Origin of the sequence: Mesorhizobium sp. B2-5-7 (assembly GCF_006440875.1) — a bacterium.
Classification (GTDB): domain Bacteria; phylum Pseudomonadota; class Alphaproteobacteria; order Rhizobiales; family Rhizobiaceae; genus Mesorhizobium; species Mesorhizobium australicum.
In genome coordinates, this window is the sequence record NZ_VFUO01000003.1 from 789,562 (window position 1) to 804,299 (window position 14,738).

Sequence of the window (14,738 nt, forward strand, 5' to 3'; positions counted from 1 at the left end):
AAATCCGTTCCGAAATCAGGTGAGCGTCAGGTCAGCCTTGTCGTCGTCGGCGAGCAGCTTCACGTCGGCGCCGGCGAACAGCACCTCGACCTCGTCCCCGATGGCGAAACTGTCTGCTTCCAGCGTCGAGCGCACGATGGCTTTCGAGCCGTCGGCCAGGTCGACCTCGTATTTTGAGCCGGAGCCGAGATAGATGGCTTCGCCAATACGGCCCGTGAGCCGGTTGCGGCCGTCGCCGCCAGCACCAGGGCGGGCGAGCGCCAGCTTTTCGGGGCGCAGCAGCATGACCGGCCTGCCGCCATTGGCGAGACGCTTGGCGGTTGTCACCGTCTGGCCTGATATCTCGATCGCCGTCTCCTGGCCCGAGGTGGCGGCGGCCCCGCGCAGCACGGTGGAATCGCCGATGAACTTGCCGACGAACAGCGTCGCCGGCTCGTCATACAGCTCGCGCCCGGTACCGATCTGTTCGATCCGGCCCCGGTTGAACACGGCGATGCGATCCGACAGCACCAGCGCCTCTTCCTGATCGTGCGTTACATAGACGAAAGTGGTGCCGAGTTCGCGGTGGATGCGCTTGATCTCGAGCTGCAGCCATTCGCGCAGTTTCTTGTCGAGTGCGCCGAGCGGCTCGTCCATCAACAGCAGCGGCGGATCGAAGACGATGGCGCGGGCCAGCGCCACGCGCTGCTGCTGGCCGCCCGAAAGCTCGCTGGGGAAGCGATGGCCGAAATCCGCCATCTTGACCATGTCGAGCGCCTGCCGCACGCGGCGTTCGCGCTCGGCTCCCGCCACGCCGCGCAAGGCGAGCGGATAGGCGACGTTGCGGCTCACCGTCATATGGGGAAACAGCGCGTAATGCTGGAAGACGACGCCGATGTTGCGCTTGTGCGCCGGCACGCCGACGACGCTCTTGCCGCCCACTTCCAGCGCGCCGGAACTGGCCTCGGTGAAGCCGGCGACGACGTTGAGCGTCGTCGTCTTGCCGGAGCCGCTTGGTCCAAGCAGCGTCATGAACTCGCCGGCCTCGATGTGCAGCGACACGCCGTCCAGCGCCTTGAAGCTGCCATAGGCCTTGCTGATCGACCTGAGATCGATCGCCGCGCCCCTGCTCTCTTGCCCCGAGGTCATTGGCGTCCTTTCCGCTCGCGGCCAAGAAGAAGCATGCCGCCGCCGATCAGGATCGTGGTGGCAAACAACAGGATCGTGCCGACGGCCGCGACCGTCGGGTCGGCATCGCGCGTGATGGAAGCGAAGATCTGCACCGGCAATGTCTTGAGGTAGGGATTGGTGATGAACAGCGACACGACGATCTCATCGAAGGAGGTGGCGAAGGCGAACAGCAGGCCCGACAGCACGCCGGGTGCAATCAGCGGCAGCGTCACCGTGCGGAAGGTGGTGAGCGCGCTGGCGCCGAGGCTCGCCGCGGCTGTCTCGAGCCTCCTGTCGAACACTTCGAGATTGGCCGAGACGGCAATCAGCACGAAGGGCAGCGCAAGGATGGTGTGAGCGAGCACGAAGCCGAGCAGCGTGCCGACAAGCCGCGTATCGAGATAGACCGCGTAGATGCCGATGGCCAGCACCACGCCCGGCACCACCATCGGCGTCAACATCAGCATGCGCAGCAGGTTTGCCGGCCGCGCCTTCATGCGGTCGAGGCCGAAGGCGGCAAGCGTGCCGAGCACGGTTGCCAGCACGGCAACGATCGAGGCGACCTTCAGCGAATTGAGGAAGCTGCTCGACCAGTCCGGGCTGGTGGCGAAATTCTGGTACCATTGCCAGGAAAAGCCCTGCGGCGGAAACGCCAGCGACTTGTTCTCGTTGAACGACATCGGCACCACGACCAGCGTCGGGGCCACCAGCCATATGGCCACCAGCAGGCAGACAAGGCCGAGGATGACGCGGGTGAGCGGCTTCATCTCCATCAGCGCCGCTCCGCTTCCCGGTACCGGGACCGCATGACGGGCGCGGCGAGCGCCAGCAGCACGAAGGTCGTGACCAGCAGCACCACGCCCATGGCGCCGCCACGGCCCCATTGCAGCAGGCTGAGCACCTGTGTCTGCACCAGGGTGGACAGCATGGTCGAACGCGGACCGCCGAGCAAAGCCGGCGTGATGTAGAAGCCGAGCGCCAGGATGAAGACGATGATCGCGCCGGCATAGACGCCCGGCAGCGACAGCGGCAGGTAGATGGTGAAGAAGGCGCGGGACGGCCGCGCGCCAAGGCTTTGCGCCGCGCGCATCAGCCTGAGATCGATGCCTTTCATGACCGAATAGAGCGGCAGGATCATGAACGGCAAAAGCACCTGCGCCATGCCGATGACCACGCCCGTCTGGGTGCGGATCAGCCTGACGCCGCCGAGCCCGAGCGACCGCAGGACCGAGTTGATGACGCCTGAATCCTGGAGCAGGATAACCCAGGACAAGGTGCGCACCACGCCGCTCACCCAAAACGGGATCAGCACACACAAGAGCAGCACCAGCCGAACGCGGGGCCCGACCGCGGTCATCAGATAGGCGTAGGGATAAGCGCAAACCACGCACACCAGCGTCACCCACGCCGAAATGACGAAGGTCCGCTGGAGCACAACAAGGTTGATCGGCGCACTGAAGAACCAGACATAGTTCTGCGCTCCCCACTCCGGTTCCGACAGGCTGCGCAGCACGATGGTCAGCAGCGGATAGCCGATCACCGCGAAAAGCAGGACCAGGGCCGGCAACGCGAGCGCGAACGGCCGCCATGCCCTGCGCCTTTCGGCGGCCGGAATGATTGGCTCGGACGCGCTCACGGCCCTTGCTTCCCGTCAGCCGGTCAGTTGCCGGCCATCAGCGCCGACCACTTCTCCTGCGCCACCGCAAAGTTCGGGACCCAGAACTTGAAGTTCTGCTTGTAGCCCTGCTTCTGGCGTTCAGGCGTATTGGTCAGGTAGGCGGCGACGGAAGCGTCGACCTTGGGCTGCGCGTCGTTGTTGATCGGCGTGTAGGAGGTCTTCTCCGCCAATATCTCCTGGGCATGCTTGCCGAGATAGGCATTGAGCAGCGCGTAGGACGCATCCGTATCCTTGACGCCGACCGGAATCGTCATCTGGTCCATCACCACCAGCCAATCCTGCCAGGCGGGCGCGTACTTGGCGCCGTTCTTGACCGCCGTCATGGCGCGGCCCGTCCACATCATCAGCATGTCGGCCTCGCCGGATTCGGCGAGCTGCTGCGATTCGGCACCCGTCTTCCAGAAGATCGTGTCGGGGCCGAGCTTGCGGACCACATCGATGGCCTTGTCGATATCGGCCACCGTCATCGCCTTCGGATCGCCGCCGGCAACCTTGAAAGCCTGTTCCAGCAGGCCACCGGTCGGGCTGCCGGAGCCGTCGATGCCACGCACGCCGGGGAATTTTTGGGTATCGAAGAAGTCGGCCCAGCTCTTGGGCGGATTATCCCCGTACTTTTCCTTGTTGTACATCAGCACGACACCGTAGTTCATCGCCGGCACCGAGCATTCGCCGACCTGGCCTTCCGGGATTTTCGAGACGTCGAGCTTCGTCAGATCGAGCTTCTGGAACAGCTTGCCGCAATAGACATAGGGCGGCAGGTCGTCGGTATCGACGACGTCCCAGGTCACATTGCCGGACTCGACCTGCGCCTGCAGTTTGGCGATCTCCGTCGGGCCGTCATTGAGCAGCTTGACGCCGGACTTGTCGACGAACTCCTTGAGGGCCGCCGCCTGGCCGTCCTGGTAGATGCCGCCATAGGAAACGAGGGTCAGCGTCTTGCCCTTCAGCGAGCCTTCGGCGACCTCTCCCGCCACCGGCTTGGATTGCGCGAGCGCGGCGGTCGCCGCCATAAGCACGGCGACGGCCGCCGCATGTCCAAATCTCAGTTTCATGATCATCTCTCCCATTTGCAGAACTCGCATTGTTTTCATTCACCCGGATGCGAGCGGTTTCCGGGCCTGTATCGATCGAGTTCGAGCGCGCCGGCGGTCGGCGGCGCGATGATCCAGAGCACCTCGGCCGGCGTGTCGCCGACATTGACGGTCCGGTGCGGCACCGAGGTTGCGTATTCGACGCTGTCACCTTCGCGCATCAGATGGCGCTCGTCGGCAAGCGTCAGTTCGACGGTGCCCTTGAGCACCATGAACATTTCGTGTTCGCCGCCATGCACATAGGTCTCGTCGCCGGTCGAGCCGCCAACCTCGAAATGGCCGGCATAGACTTCGAATTGATGGATCGGCCGCCGCGACAGGAGCATCTTGCGGCCTTGGAGGCCGACCGGAACGACCGGCCGCTCCTCGCGCCTCAGCACCTTGTGCAGGGGACGGGCATTGTCCTCGAACAGATCGTTGATGCCGAGATCGAGAGCGGCGGCGATCTTGAGCAGCGTGCCGGTGTTGGCGCCGCACAGATTGCGCTCGAGCTGGCTGATGAAGCTCGCCGTGGTGCCCGTCATGTCGGCAAGCTGGCGCAGCGAGACGCGCCGCGCCGTGCGCAGTGCCTTGATACGGGGGCCGACGCCGCCGGCCTCCGGCACGGCCGCCCCGCCATTCAACTGTTTTACTGGGGAGTCCGATGCGTGTGGCATTGTCGTCTCCGTTTCCACTTAACACCCTATTAAGTGAAACGGAAAATGGCAAGCACGGTCGGCAGAATTGAATGGCGACGCGGGGTTGGCCGCTTTCGGCCCTACGCCGATGCCGTCGGCGCGCAGTCCCGGGTGCAAGGCCCAAAAACGAAAAAACCGACGTCAGCTTGCTTCTGACGTCGGTCATTTAGGTTTTGGGATCGTCGCACCTGGCTTTTCCGAGGAAAGGCCGAGGTTGGTTCGATCCGACGCAGACCCGTGGGCGGGGGGCTTGGGGTTTACGAGCCGGTGCCGGACCGAACCGTCTCAGGCAACGACGGTAAATTCGTCGGACATTGGGGCAGGAGCGCGGATAAAAAAAGGCGGAAATGTGGCGAAGCATCACCAATTCCAACACGCGTTTCACAAACGTGACTGGACGCAACGGAAACGGCGCGCCGCTGCCTTCGCTTCTCCGGCTCTTGCAATTGCGATGCGAAGGGGCCAACTTTGGTTGGCAAAGATTCATTTTGAAGGATCGAGGCAGGCATGATCGATGACGGCGGCGGGATGGGGGATGGAGACGCATCCGCAATATTGATCCCGCTGCACGAGGCGCGCAGCGCACGCCTCGACCAGCCGGTCCGCTTCGACCGGCGCGAACTGGACCAGATCCTCAGGCTTTACGGACGCATGGTCGCGGCCAATGAATGGCGCGACTACGCCATCGATCACCTCACCGACCGCGCTGTCTTTTCCGTCTTCCGACGTGCCAGCGAAGTGCCGCTGTTCCAGATCGTCAAGGATCCCAAACTGGCGCGCAAGCAAGGCGCCTTCGCCGTCATAGCGGCGGGCGGGCGCATCCTCAAACGCGGCCAGGAGCTTGGCCGCGTGCTCGGCGTCTTCGACAGCAAGCTGAAGCTGGTATAGGGGTGAATTGCGAACTGAAGAATTGAGGAACGAAGGACAAGGGGCGCTTACGTCAGGCGCCGCGTGTCCTGTTCCTCAATTCTTCAGTTCCCCCTTCCGGAACTTCCGCTCCGGCAGCGAATCCGGATCAGGTGGCAGCGATGCCCCGCCGTTGAGCGACAGCTGCATGAATACCGTGTCCAACCAGCGCCCGTGCTTGTAGCCGGAGCCTTCGAGGCGGCCGGAATGACGGAAGCCGAGCTTCTCGTGCAACCTGACCGAGGCGCTGTCGGCGCGGCCATCGCCGATCACCGCGACGATCTGGCGAAAGCCCGCCGCCTCGACCGCCGCGACCAGGCTTTGCATCAGCTTCAGGCCGACACCCTGGCCCTTGGCGTCAGGCGCGACATAGACCGAATCCTCGACGATGAAGCGATAGGCCGGGCGCGGCCGGAAGGCGCCGGCATAGGCATAGCCAAGCACGGCGCCTGCCTTTTCCGCCACCAGATAGGGAAAGCCGCCGGCCGCGAGTGCGGCGAATCGCGTCCCCATCTCGGTGCGGCTAGGCGGCTCCAGTTCGTAGCTCGCCGTGCCGTTGGCAACCGCGTCGGCGTAGATTTCGGTTATGGCGTCGAGGTCGGCCGGGGTCGCCGGCCTGATCGCGATATTGCTCATTCTTTATGCAAGCCTCTTTGGTGCTTTCGATAACAGCAGAGGCCCGCTTAAAAGAAAAGGGCGGCCGTTGGGCCGCCCTTCCAGGAGTCGATGGTCCAATACCGCTTAGCGGCGGTCGCCCATGAACTGGAGCAGGAACATGAAGAGGTTGATGAAATCGAGGTAGAGCGACAGCGCGCCCATGATGGCCTTGCGGCCCGCGACATCGGAAGCGTCGCCCTCGAAATACATCTCCTTGATCTTCTGCGTGTCGTAGGCGGTGAGGCCGGCGAAGACCAGCACGCCAATCGCCGAGACGGCGAAGGTCAGTGCCGACGACTGCAGGAAGATGTTGATCACCGACGCGATGATGATGCCGAACACGCCCATGATCAGGAACGAGCCCATCGCCGACAGGTCGCGCTTGGTGGTGTAGCCGAACAGCGACAGCGCGCCGAAGGCCGCGGCGGTGGCGAAGAAGGTCTGCGAGATGCTTGCCGTGGTGTAGACCAGGAAGATCGACGACAGCGACAGGCCGACCAGACCGGCATAGACCCAGAAGGTGGTCTGCGCGGCGGCGACGCTCATCGACTGGATCCTGAACGACAGGAAGAACACGGCGGCCAGCGGCGCCAGCATGACAACCCAGCGCAGCGGCGAACCGAAGATCGCGTAGCCGAACGAGGTCAGCATCTCGCCGCTCGGCAGCGTCGCGACGGCCGAAGCCGGATCGGTGGTGGTGGCCAGCATGATCGTGCCGACGGCGGCAAGGCCGGTGATGAGCAGGCCAAGCCCCATCAGATTGTAGACCTTGATCATGTAGGCGCGCAGACCCTGGTCGATGTCGGCGCGGACGCCGGGCACCGCCGACGTCTGATAGTTGCGAATGGGATCAGCCATTGGAAATCCTCGTTGCTTCTGCCCCGTCCGGTGTCGGGCCTCTTGCGGACCCAGGCGCCGCTGGGGGGCTCCAGCATGCCTGCGCGGAATATGATGGTTATTCGCGTCAAGAACAAGACCGTAACCGGGTGTAACGGTTCGTGACAGGCCAAATGCCGCTTCGCCGGCCGTTTCGGACGGCATTCTTACCAAGATTTAACCCGGGCAGGCGGGCGCCCGCCGGCGAATCAGAGGTTTCGCAGCACGGGTGCCGCCTTGTGGCCGAGCACCCGCCAGGTGCCGGCAAGGCCGATGCCGACCGTGATCACCAGCGAAAAGGCAATCGTCGCCACCGCCACCTCGGGCATGAAATGCGATGGCAGCGTCATGATGCGTGCGACCACGAACCAGGCGGCGGCGCTGCCGGCGGCGAGCGCGAAGATGGCGGTGGCCAGTCCGATCAGCATGTATTCCAGAGAGAATGCCGTGATCAGCGTTCGCCGGGTGGCGCCCAACGTCTTCAGCACCACAGCGTCGTGGATGCGCGCCCGGTTGCCGGCGGCAAGCGCGCCGGCAAGCACCAGAACCGAGGCGATCAGCGCCACGCCGGCCGCCGCCCGGATCGCCGTGCCGAGCTGGCCGACCAGCCGGTTGACGATGTCGAGTGCGTCCTTGACCCGCACCGTCGTCACGGCGGGGAAGGCGCGGGTGACGGCGTTGAGGACGCGCGCGTCGTCGGCCGCCGAGGCGTTCTTTTCGGTGAGCGTGGCTATCCAGCCATGCGGGGCGCCGGCGAATGTGTTGGGCGAGAACACCATGACGAAATTGATGCCCATCGTCTCCCACTCGACCTGGCGGAAATTAGCGATGCGGGCGGTGACATTGCGGCCGAGCACATTGACGGTGATGGTGTCGCCGAGCTTCAGCCCGATTTCCTTGCCTTCCTTGTCGGAAAACGAAACCAGCGGCTCGCCGGCATAGTTGTCGGGCCACCATTTGCCCTCTGTCAGCGTCGCGTTTTCCGGTTGCCTGGTGTCATAGGTCAGGCCGCGATCTCCCTTCAGCACCCAGGCGCCCTCGGCCGGCACCTTGACCTTGTCGACATCGACGCCGTTGAGAGCCATGACCCGGCCGCGCAGCATCGGCACCTTGGTCAGCGTTCCCCGCGGCACCTCCTTCGCCATCAGCGAGGAGAACGCATCGACTTCGCTGCCCTGGATGTCGACGAAGAAGAAGTTCGGCGCCCGCTCCGGCAGGCTGCCGGAGATCTGGCGCCTGAGATTCCCGTCAATCAGCGCCAGTGTCACCAAGAGCGTCAGCCCAAGCCCCAGCGACAGCACCACCGAGGGCGTCAGCGCCCCCGGCCGGTGGATGTTGCCGATGGCGAGCCTGAGCGCGACAAAGCGCACGCGCGGGCTTTTCCGGGCTGCCCATTGCACCAGTCCGCCGACGAGACGCAGCACCAGGAAAGCAAAAACGGTGGCGCCGACGAAGATCGAGGCGATGCGCTGGTCGCCCGAAAACAGGATCGCCAGCGCTGCCAGGAAAAGCGCGATGCCGAGCGCGCAAACGACATAGACGGGGCGCGGCAGGCCCCGGCCTTCCAGTCCCATTTCCCGAAACAGCGCGGTTGCCGGCACGTCACGGGCGCGACCGAGCGGCAACAGCGCGAAGGCCAGCGTCACCAGCAGGCCGAACAGCGCCGCCATGGCGAGCGCGCCGGGATAGAAGCCGCCCTGCGCCGGCACCGGAATGACCGACTGAAGCGCGGCACTCGCCGCGAACGGCATCAGCGCCCCGAGCACCAGGCCGAGCACGATGCCAAGTGCCGCGATGATCAGGATCTGCACGAGGTAGACGGCAAAGACGAAGCCGCCGGACGCCCCCAGGCTCTTGAAGGTGGCGATGACGCCGCGCTTGCCGTCGAGATAGGCGCGCACCGCATTGGCGACGCCGACGCCGCCGACCACCAGCGCGGTGAGCCCGACCAGCGTCAGGAACTGGGAGAAGCGTTCGATGTTGGAGGATAGCGCCGGTGCGGCGTTGCTGCGCGTGCGGATCGACCAGCCGGCCTGCGGAAAATCCTTGGCCGCCCGGTCCTGGATGGCCTTGAGCCGCGCCTCGTCGGCACCGGCGGGCAGCCGGACCTTGTAGGCGTTCTCGACCAGGCTGCCCGGTTGGATCAGCCCGGTGGCGGCCAGGCCCTCGGTCGAGATCATCAGCCTTGGCGCGAAGCCGAACCCGTCGGAGACCGCGTCGGGCTCGGCCACCAGCCTGGCGCGCAGTTCGAACGTGGCGGTGCCGAGCTTCAGCCGGTCGCCGATCTTGAGATGCAGCCGTTCGAACAAGAGATCGGGTGCCGCGGCGCCGAAAACGCCGAACTGCCCGCCGAACAGTTCCTGCTTCGTCAGCACCGGTTCGGTTTCCAGCGCGCCATAGAGCGGATAGGCCTCGTCGACAGCCTTGGCCTCGACCAGCGCCTGGTCGGATCCGTCAGCCAGGCGCGCCATCGAGCGCATGCCGGCGGTATGCGAAACCACGCCCAGCCCGTCGAGAAAGCCAAGTTCTGCCTGGCTGGCGTCGCGCTGGTTGATCTGGAAGCGAAGATCGCCGCCGAGCAGCGTCTGGCCCTGATCGGCGACACCGGCGGTGATGGAGCGGGCCACCGAATTGACGCCGCCGATAGCCGCCACGCCGAGCGCGATGCAGGCGAGGAAGATGAGGAAGCCGGACAGGCCGCCGCGCATCTCGCGCAGCGAGAAGCGGATGGCAAGCTTCAAGGTCCGCGCCAGCGGCATCAGGCGGTGATCCTGACCGGCGGCGGCGCCTCGATCCGGCCGGAGCGCATCGAAACCTGGCGCGAGCAGCGCGCCGCGAGCGCCGGATCATGGGTCACCAGCACCAGCGTCATGCCGCGTTCGGCGGCCTTGGCGAACAGCAGATCGGCGACCTGCCGCCCCGTCGCCTGATCGAGATTGCCGGTCGGCTCGTCGGCGATCAGGATGCGCGGCGATGGTGCCAGCGCCCGGGCGATCGCCACGCGCTGCTGCTCGCCGCCGGAGAGCTCGCCGGGATAATGGGCGACGCGGTCGCTGAGGCCGACGGCCGCCAGTTCCCGCTCCGCCACCGAGAAGGGATCGGCGTGGCCGGCCAGTTCCAGCGGCACGGCGACATTTTCGAGCGCCGTCATATTGGGGATGAGGTGGAAGGACTGGAACACGATGCCAATGTTTCGGCCGCGAAACGAAGCGATCTGGTCCTCGCTTTTACCGTTGAGCAGTTCGCCGGCAATGCGCACCGTACCGGAATCGACCCGCTCCAGCCCGGCCAGCACCATCAGCAATGTCGACTTGCCGGACCCCGACGGGCCGACGATACCCGTCGCCTCGCCGCGCGCGACGTCGAGGCTGACGCCCTTCAATACATGAACCGACGAAGCGCCTTCGCCGAGTGTCAGGGATATGTCTTTCAGCGCGATGACGGCTTCTGTCAAAATGAAAGCGTCCTATATGGAAAGGGAGGCTCTGCCTGTCGGAAGCCATCGCCGGAAGAATTCTCTGTCATATGGGGCCTGCCGCATGTCTTTCAAACGCCGCTTTGCCGCAGGCCTGGTCGTTTTCCTCGCCATCTGCGGCGGCATCTCGTCGGCGCGCGCCGCGCCTTTCAAGATCGTCGGCTTCGGTGACAGCCTGATGGCGGGGTACGGCCTTGGCCCGGGCGAGGGCTTTACCGACAAATTGCAGGCAGCACTTCGCGCCAAGGGCCATGACGTCGTCGTCGCCAATGCCGGCGTCTCCGGCGACACCTCCAGCGGCGGCCTGGCGCGGCTCGACTGGTCGGTGCCTGACGGCACGCAGCTGGTGATCCTCGAACTCGGCGCCAACGACATGCTGCGCGGCGTCGCGCCCGACATCACCAAACGGAACCTGGACGAGATGCTAGGCAAGCTCAAAGAGCGCAAGATTGCCGTGCTGCTGGCCGGCATGCGGGCGGCGCCCAATCTCGGCGCCGACTACCAGAGCGCCTTCGACGCCATCTTTGCTGACCTGGCCGGCAAATACGATGTTCCGCTCTATCCGTTCTTCCTCGACGGCGTCGCCGGCCAGCCCGGCCTGCAGCTCGAGGACGGCCTGCATCCGAGTGCTCGCGGCGTCGACCTGATGGTCGAACGCATCCTGCCCACCGTCGAGAAGGCCATGGCGGCGGCGCCAGGAGGATCGTGACGTCGGATGGAACCGGTTCCGCCGCGGAAGCTTTAGATTGCATCTAGATTGCATCCGGGACCAACAAACCACTTGCTCCATTTGATTATCGATGATTCGCTAGGGATGACAGTTTCGATTCGAGGAAGGGAGGCTCTTCATGCCGCGTCTTTTCACCGCCCTCGAAATTCCGCGTGATGCCGCCCTTTCGCTGTCCCTGCTCCGGGGCGGCCTGCCCGGGGCCCGCTGGATCGACGTCGAAAACTACCATCTGACGTTACGCTTCATCGGCGACGTCCAGGGCCATGTCGCCGACGAGATCGCCAACGCTCTCGACCGGGTGCATCGCCCTTCCTTCTCGCTGACCTTGTCCGGTGTCGGGGCTTTCGGCCAGAAGAAGCCGCATGCGGTGTGGGCCGGCGCTTCGTCCTCGCCCGATCTGGCGGCTCTTCAGGCCGAAATCGAGCGCATCTGCCAGCGGCTCGGCATTCCCGCCGATCCGCGCAGGTTCATGCCGCATGTGACGCTGGCGCGGCTGCGCAATTCGAGCCCGCTCGACGTCGCCCAATATCTGTCGGCGCGCGGCAATTTCTCGACGCTGCCGTTCCGCATCGGCCGTTTCGTGCTGATGTCGTCGCGCGATTCGGTGGGTGGCGGCCCCTATATTGTCGAGGAGGCATGGCCGCTGTCCGGCGTCGATACGCGTGCCGCCAGCCGTGTCGCCAGCACCTCCGACGCCTCGCGGATCATGCGATAGACCTCGGCAAACGCTTGCTGGTCCTCATAGTAGGGGTCCGGTACATCGCGCGGCCTTCCCTCGGCGAATTCCAGGAACAGGTGGATACGGTCGCGCACCGCCGCCGGCGCCAGCGCCTTCAGGTCGGCGACGTTGGACCGGTCCATGCCGAAGATCAGGTCGAAGCGGTGAAAATCCTCCGGCATGATCTTGCGCGCCCGCTGTCGCGAGATGTCGATGCCGTGGTGAGACGCGATGGCGATCGAGCGCGGGTCGGGAGCGGAGCCGACCTCCCAGCCGCTGGTCGCGGCCGAATCGAGCACGATATCGCCGCCATATCCGCGCTCCGCCAGCACGGCGCCAAGAATGCCTTCGGCCAGCGGCGACCGACAGATGTTGCCGAGGCAGACGAAAAGAATGGAATTTATGGGCTTCGCGATCATGGATCCGGCGCTATGGTGACGACTTCAGCCCAATAGCACGGGAAGCGGACATGACGAGAGAGAAACTGGGCAGGGAGGCCGCCGAAGCAGCGCTCACAGGGCTTGATGGCTGGGCACTGGCGGACGACGGAGCCTCGATCGGCCGCACCTTCACCTTCGCCAATTTCTCCGAAGCCTTCGCCTTCATGACCAGGGTGGCGCTGACCGCCGAGAAGATGGACCACCATCCCGATTGGTCGAATGTCTACAAGACCGTCAGCGTTACCCTGAACACGCATGACGCCGGCGGCGTGACGGCGCTCGACATCGAATTGGCGAAGAAGATGAACCGCTATTTCGGCGGCTGAACACGGGCTGTCCAACGTCCAGGCCCGGCGCGGACCCGGCAAATCGGCGCCCGCATCTTGCAGCCGGGTTAAGCTTTCACCACATTTTGATCGGCGGACGTGCGCTGAGACGCGCATGAGGCCCGCAAGGAGAGATTGATGGCGCAAGAATCCGGTTTTGATTTCTTCGGCTTTGGCGACAAGCTGGCCGGCGAAGGCGAAGTGCGCGAAAAGTTCTGGCGCACGGCCAGGAAGGCCGCTCGGCAGATTCCGTTCATGGAAGATGTCGTCGCCGCCTATTACTGCGCCATGGACAAGAAGACGCCGCTGCGTGCCAAGGGCATATTGGTGGCCGCGCTCGGCTATTTCGTCCTGCCGGTCGATCTCATCCCCGACTTCATCTTCGGTCTCGGCTTCACCGACGACATCGCCGTGCTGACCGCCGCGATCACCGCCGTCAGCGCCCATATCACGCCCGCGCACCGGCAAGCCGCCAAGGACGCCATCGCCGATAAGAGCTGAAGTCCCGCCGGCCGAATCCCGCCGCGACGGCTCGACCGCTGGACAGGGGCGTTCAGCGGCGGGTTAGAAGTCAAACTCTTGCCGTTTTCGTGGCCTCCAAGTCGCCAAAGGGACACCGAGCCGGCCGCTGACAAGGCGGCGGCGCGGAAATGGCGGCGGTTTCCTGGGGTGAAGGTCCTTTTCTCTTGGGAAATTCACCGTTTGGTAACCCAGATTAAATCAAAATGAAGCGACGGCAGGACGCCACGCGGCCCGCCTCCGCACCATTTGGAATACGGGAAAAACGATGCGCGGATTGATTGCACTAGTTTCGAGCCTGGTCCTGGCGGCCTCGGCGGCGCCGGCGCTGGCGCAGCAGGCGACCAAGATCGGCCAGCACAATGCCTGGGGCACCTACAGCTACCAGGCTTCGGGCGGCAAGGTCTGCTACGTGCTGACCGTGCCGACCGACAAGCAGCCGCCGACGCTCGACCACGGCGACATGTTCTTCTTCGTCAGCCAGCGGCCCGGCCAGCAAGTGTCCTATGAGCCTCAGTTCATCGCCGGCTACAATTTCCAGGAAGGTTCCAAGGCCACCGTCACCATCGACAAGAAGAGCTTCTCGATGTTCACGCGCGGGAAATCGGCCTGGGTCGAGAACGCGGCGGAAGAGCCAGTGCTGATCGCCGCGATGAAGACCGGAACCGACATGAAGGTGTCGGCGAAGTCGGGCCGCGGCAATCCCACGAACTATGTCTTCTCGCTTAAGGGCATTTCGGCGGCGCTGTCCTCGATCGCCAAGTGCAAATAGGCCATCTTCGTTTTTGAACCGAAGGCCGGGCCGTAACGCCCGGCCTTTGCTTTTTCAGCCCAGCCCTGATTCCGGTGCGGCCTCCGCCCGCCGCCGCCGGATCGCCTCGGCGATGAACACCCGCGACAGGGCGTGATAAAGCGGCTCGTGCGAGATCAGCCGCGCCGTGCCGTAGCCCAGCATCGAAGCCAGCATCAGGCCGATGACATTGTCGTGATTGCCGGTCATTTCGAGGATGATGACGAAAGCCGTCATCGGCGCTTGCACGACGCCGGCGAAATAGCCCGCCATGCCGAGCAGGGCCGCGACGCCCGCGCTGCTCCCGAACATCAGGCCGAGCGAGCTGCCGATGCCGGCGCCGACCGCCAGCGAGGGCGCGAAGATGCCGCCGGGAATGCCTGAGATCATCGACAGCAGGCCGGCCGCGAATTTCTCGGCAAAGAAGAACCAGGGCAGCGGCGTGCCTTCGACCGCGCTGCGCGCCTGCGCGTAGCCGGTGCCGAAGGTCAGCCCGCCCGAGGCGATGCCGATCACCGCGACCGCCAATCCGCAGATCGCGGCCACCAGCAGCGCGCGCCACACCGGCTGCAGCGCGTTCCAGCGTCGGATACGCCGTGTCGCCTTGAGGGCCAGCAACGAGAACAAGGCGCCAAAGCCGCCGCCGATGACGCCGCAGGCGATCACCAGCGGCCAGTCGACTGCAAACGAGATCGTCTCCTTGGAC

The 14,738-nt window shown here is 64.8% G+C and carries 17 protein-coding genes; 6 read left to right on the forward strand and 11 right to left on the reverse strand.

The features are described from left to right. Positions 1–15 precede the first annotated feature (15 nt). From FJ543_RS17750 to FJ543_RS17770, 5 genes are read right to left on the reverse strand one after another with little or no spacing between them, the layout of a single operon-like run. On the reverse strand, positions 16–1,128 hold the full coding sequence (locus FJ543_RS17750; RefSeq protein WP_140876170.1) for an ABC transporter ATP-binding protein: 1,113 nt from the start codon (positions 1,126–1,128) through the stop codon (positions 16–18). Continuing rightward, on the reverse strand, positions 1,125–1,922 hold the full coding sequence (locus FJ543_RS17755) for an ABC transporter permease (protein WP_015314930.1): 798 nt from the start codon (positions 1,920–1,922) through the stop codon (positions 1,125–1,127). The genes FJ543_RS17750 and FJ543_RS17755 overlap by 4 nt, the downstream gene beginning before the upstream one ends. Further along, positions 1,922–2,785 carry an ABC transporter permease gene (locus tag FJ543_RS17760; RefSeq protein ID WP_015314931.1) on the reverse strand — a complete coding sequence of 288 codons (864 nt, stop codon included), beginning with the start codon at positions 2,783–2,785 and terminating at the stop codon, positions 1,922–1,924. The genes FJ543_RS17755 and FJ543_RS17760 overlap by 1 nt, the downstream gene beginning before the upstream one ends. Before the next feature lie 23 nt (positions 2,786–2,808). Next, positions 2,809–3,879 (reverse strand): extracellular solute-binding protein, encoded by a 1,071-nt coding sequence (locus FJ543_RS17765; RefSeq protein WP_181171355.1) that lies wholly within the window; start codon positions 3,877–3,879, stop codon positions 2,809–2,811. A 35-nt stretch (positions 3,880–3,914) separates the two neighbouring features. Continuing rightward, complete coding sequence (locus tag FJ543_RS17770) at positions 3,915–4,574, reverse strand: XRE family transcriptional regulator (protein WP_140876172.1); 660 nt, start codon at positions 4,572–4,574, stop codon at positions 3,915–3,917. 528 nt (positions 4,575–5,102) lie between these two features. Between FJ543_RS17770 and FJ543_RS17775 the strand changes: the two genes are divergently transcribed. Continuing rightward, positions 5,103–5,483 carry a DUF2794 domain-containing protein gene (locus tag FJ543_RS17775; RefSeq protein WP_015314934.1) on the forward strand — a complete coding sequence of 127 codons (381 nt, stop codon included), beginning with the start codon at positions 5,103–5,105 and terminating at the stop codon, positions 5,481–5,483. A 75-nt stretch (positions 5,484–5,558) separates the two neighbouring features. Here the strand turns inward: FJ543_RS17775 and FJ543_RS17780 are convergent, their stop codons facing one another. From FJ543_RS17780 to FJ543_RS17795, 4 genes are all read right to left on the reverse strand, one after another. Continuing rightward, a complete protein-coding gene (locus FJ543_RS17780) occupies positions 5,559–6,137 on the reverse strand; it encodes a GNAT family N-acetyltransferase (protein WP_140618237.1) in 579 nt (192 codons plus the stop codon). Between the two features lie 105 nt (positions 6,138–6,242). Beyond that, positions 6,243–7,016, reverse strand: coding sequence for a Bax inhibitor-1/YccA family protein (locus FJ543_RS17785; protein WP_015314936.1), 774 nt, complete (start codon positions 7,014–7,016; stop codon positions 6,243–6,245). Between the two features lie 227 nt (positions 7,017–7,243). Beyond that, positions 7,244–9,793: an ABC transporter permease gene (locus FJ543_RS17790; RefSeq protein WP_140876174.1), complete on the reverse strand. Its 2,550-nt coding sequence runs from the start codon at positions 9,791–9,793 to the stop codon at positions 7,244–7,246. After that, positions 9,793–10,488: an ABC transporter ATP-binding protein gene (locus FJ543_RS17795; RefSeq protein WP_140876176.1), complete on the reverse strand. Its 696-nt coding sequence runs from the start codon at positions 10,486–10,488 to the stop codon at positions 9,793–9,795. Before FJ543_RS17795 ends, FJ543_RS17790 begins: the two co-directional genes overlap by 1 nt. Positions 10,489–10,573: 85 nt before the next feature. On the opposite strand from FJ543_RS17795, the gene FJ543_RS17800 reads away from it, so the two are divergent. Continuing rightward, the gene (locus FJ543_RS17800) at positions 10,574–11,218 is read left to right on the forward strand and encodes an arylesterase (protein WP_140719659.1); all 645 of its coding nucleotides are present in this window, start codon (positions 10,574–10,576) and stop codon (positions 11,216–11,218) included. 139 nt (positions 11,219–11,357) lie between these two features. Further along, positions 11,358–11,954, forward strand: a complete 597-nt coding sequence (thpR, locus tag FJ543_RS17805) for an RNA 2',3'-cyclic phosphodiesterase (protein WP_015314940.1) — start codon at positions 11,358–11,360, stop codon at positions 11,952–11,954. Here the strand turns inward: thpR and FJ543_RS17810 are convergent. Next, complete coding sequence (locus FJ543_RS17810; RefSeq protein ID WP_015314941.1) at positions 11,858–12,376, reverse strand: low molecular weight protein-tyrosine-phosphatase; 519 nt, start codon at positions 12,374–12,376, stop codon at positions 11,858–11,860. The two genes, thpR and FJ543_RS17810, sit on opposite strands and share 97 nt — an antisense overlap. 50 nt (positions 12,377–12,426) lie before the next feature. Here FJ543_RS17810 and FJ543_RS17815 point away from each other — a divergent pair, with 50 nt between their 5' ends. From FJ543_RS17815 to FJ543_RS17825, 3 genes are all read left to right on the forward strand, one after another. Continuing rightward, positions 12,427–12,723: a 4a-hydroxytetrahydrobiopterin dehydratase gene (locus FJ543_RS17815; RefSeq protein WP_015314942.1), complete on the forward strand. Its 297-nt coding sequence runs from the start codon at positions 12,427–12,429 to the stop codon at positions 12,721–12,723. 138 nt (positions 12,724–12,861) lie between these two features. Further along, positions 12,862–13,224, forward strand: a complete 363-nt coding sequence (locus FJ543_RS17820; protein WP_015314943.1) for a YkvA family protein — start codon at positions 12,862–12,864, stop codon at positions 13,222–13,224. Between the two features lie 286 nt (positions 13,225–13,510). Then, positions 13,511–14,014, forward strand: coding sequence for an invasion associated locus B family protein (locus tag FJ543_RS17825; protein ID WP_015314944.1), 504 nt, complete (start codon positions 13,511–13,513; stop codon positions 14,012–14,014). A gap of 54 nt (positions 14,015–14,068) precedes the next feature. Here the strand turns inward: FJ543_RS17825 and FJ543_RS17830 are convergent. Continuing rightward, positions 14,069–14,738, reverse strand: a 670-nt coding sequence (locus FJ543_RS17830) for a chloride channel protein (protein WP_181173993.1), incomplete at its 5' end; no start/stop codon positions are given.